Source organism: Lacticaseibacillus zhaodongensis (assembly GCF_009687905.1).
In the GTDB taxonomy this organism is placed as follows: Bacteria; Bacillota; Bacilli; order Lactobacillales; family Lactobacillaceae; genus Lacticaseibacillus; species Lacticaseibacillus zhaodongensis.
Map to the genome: position 1 here is coordinate 1 of NZ_BLBG01000038.1, position 1,785 is coordinate 1,785.

1 rRNA gene is annotated in these 1,785 nt (G+C 50.3%); it reads right to left on the reverse strand.

Going from position 1 to position 1,785, the window contains the following annotated elements:
- Positions 1-85 precede the first annotated feature (85 nt).
- Positions 86-1,658: ribosomal RNA gene (locus tag GN107_RS11270) — 16S ribosomal RNA — on the reverse strand.
- Between the last annotated feature and the right edge of the window lie 127 nt (positions 1,659-1,785).

The following is a 1,785-nucleotide window of genomic DNA, read 5'->3' on the forward strand; positions in this document are numbered from 1 at the left end:
TCCCCTCAAAACTGAACAAAGTTTCAAATGTAGGTTTTCCGTGTTGTTACGCCACCTTTCGGCTTTCCGTAACAACTATCCTTAGAAAGGAGGTGATCCAGCCGCAGGTTCTCCTACGGCTACCTTGTTACGACTTCACCCTAATCATCTGTCCCACCTTAGACGGCTAGCTCCCTAAAAGGGTTACCCCACCGGCTTCGGGTGTTACAAACTCTCATGGTGTGACGGGCGGTGTGTACAAGGCCCGGGAACGTATTCACCGCGGCATGCTGATCCGCGATTACTAGCGATTCCGACTTCGTGTAGGCGAGTTGCAGCCTACAGTCCGAACTGAGAATGGCTTTAAGAGATTAGCTTGCCCTCGCGGGTTCGCAACTCGTTGTACCATCCATTGTAGCACGTGTGTAGCCCAGGTCATAAGGGGCATGATGATTTGACGTCGTCCCCACCTTCCTCCGGTTTGTCACCGGCAGTCTCACTAGAGTGCCCAACTTAATGCTGGCAACTAATAATAAGGGTTGCGCTCGTTGCGGGACTTAACCCAACATCTCACGACACGAGCTGACGACAACCATGCACCACCTGTCATTCTGTCCCCGAAGGGAACGCCCAATCTCTTGGGTTGGCAGAAGATGTCAAGACCTGGTAAGGTTCTTCGCGTTGCTTCGAATTAAACCACATGCTCCACCGCTTGTGCGGGCCCCCGTCAATTCCTTTGAGTTTCAACCTTGCGGTCGTACTCCCCAGGCGGAATACTTAATGCGTTAGCTGCGGCACTGAAGGGCGGAAACCCTCCAACACCTAGTATTCATCGTTTACGGCATGGACTACCAGGGTATCTAATCCTGTTCGCTACCCATGCTTTCGAGCCTCAGCGTCAGTTACAGACCAGACAGCCGCCTTCGCCACTGGTGTTCTTCCATATATCTACGCATTTCACCGCTACACATGGAGTTCCACTGTCCTCTTCTGCACTCAAGTTTCCCAGTTTCCGATGCACTTCCCCGGTTAAGCCGGGGGCTTTCACATCAGACTTAAAAAACCGCCTGCGCTCGCTTTACGCCCAATAAATCCGGATAACGCTTGCCACCTACGTATTACCGCGGCTGCTGGCACGTAGTTAGCCGTGGCTTTCTGGTTGGATACCGTCAATACATGAACAGTTACTCTCACGCATGTTCTTCTCCAACAACAGAGTTTTACGATCCGAAAACCTTCTTCACTCACGCGGCGTTGCTCCATCAGACTTGCGTCCATTGTGGAAGATTCCCTACTGCTGCCTCCCGTAGGAGTTTGGGCCGTGTCTCAGTCCCAATGTGGCCGATCACCCTCTCAGGTCGGCTACGCATCATCGTCTTGGTGAGCCTTTACCTCACCAACTAACTAATGCGCCGCGGGTCCATCCTTAAGTGATAGCCGAAACCATCTTTCAGCTTCAAACCATGTGGTTTGAAGATTTATGCGGTATTAGCATCTGTTTCCAAATGTTATCCCCCACTTAAGGGCAGGTTGCCCACGTGTTACTCACCCATCCGCCACTCGCCGCTCTTAAGTCGATCGGTGCAAGCACCTCAATCATTAAGTTAAGCTCGTTCGACTTGCATGTATTAGGCACGCCGCCAGCGTTCATCCTGAGCCAGGATCAAACTCTCAAATTAAGAGAGCTCAAAGAGCTCATTATTGTTTTTGTTATAAGCGAATTGACTTCGTTTAATGTTTTAATTCTTCCTTCAGCAAAATGCTGAAGAACCTACATTTATACGAAACTTTGTTCAGTTTTCAAAG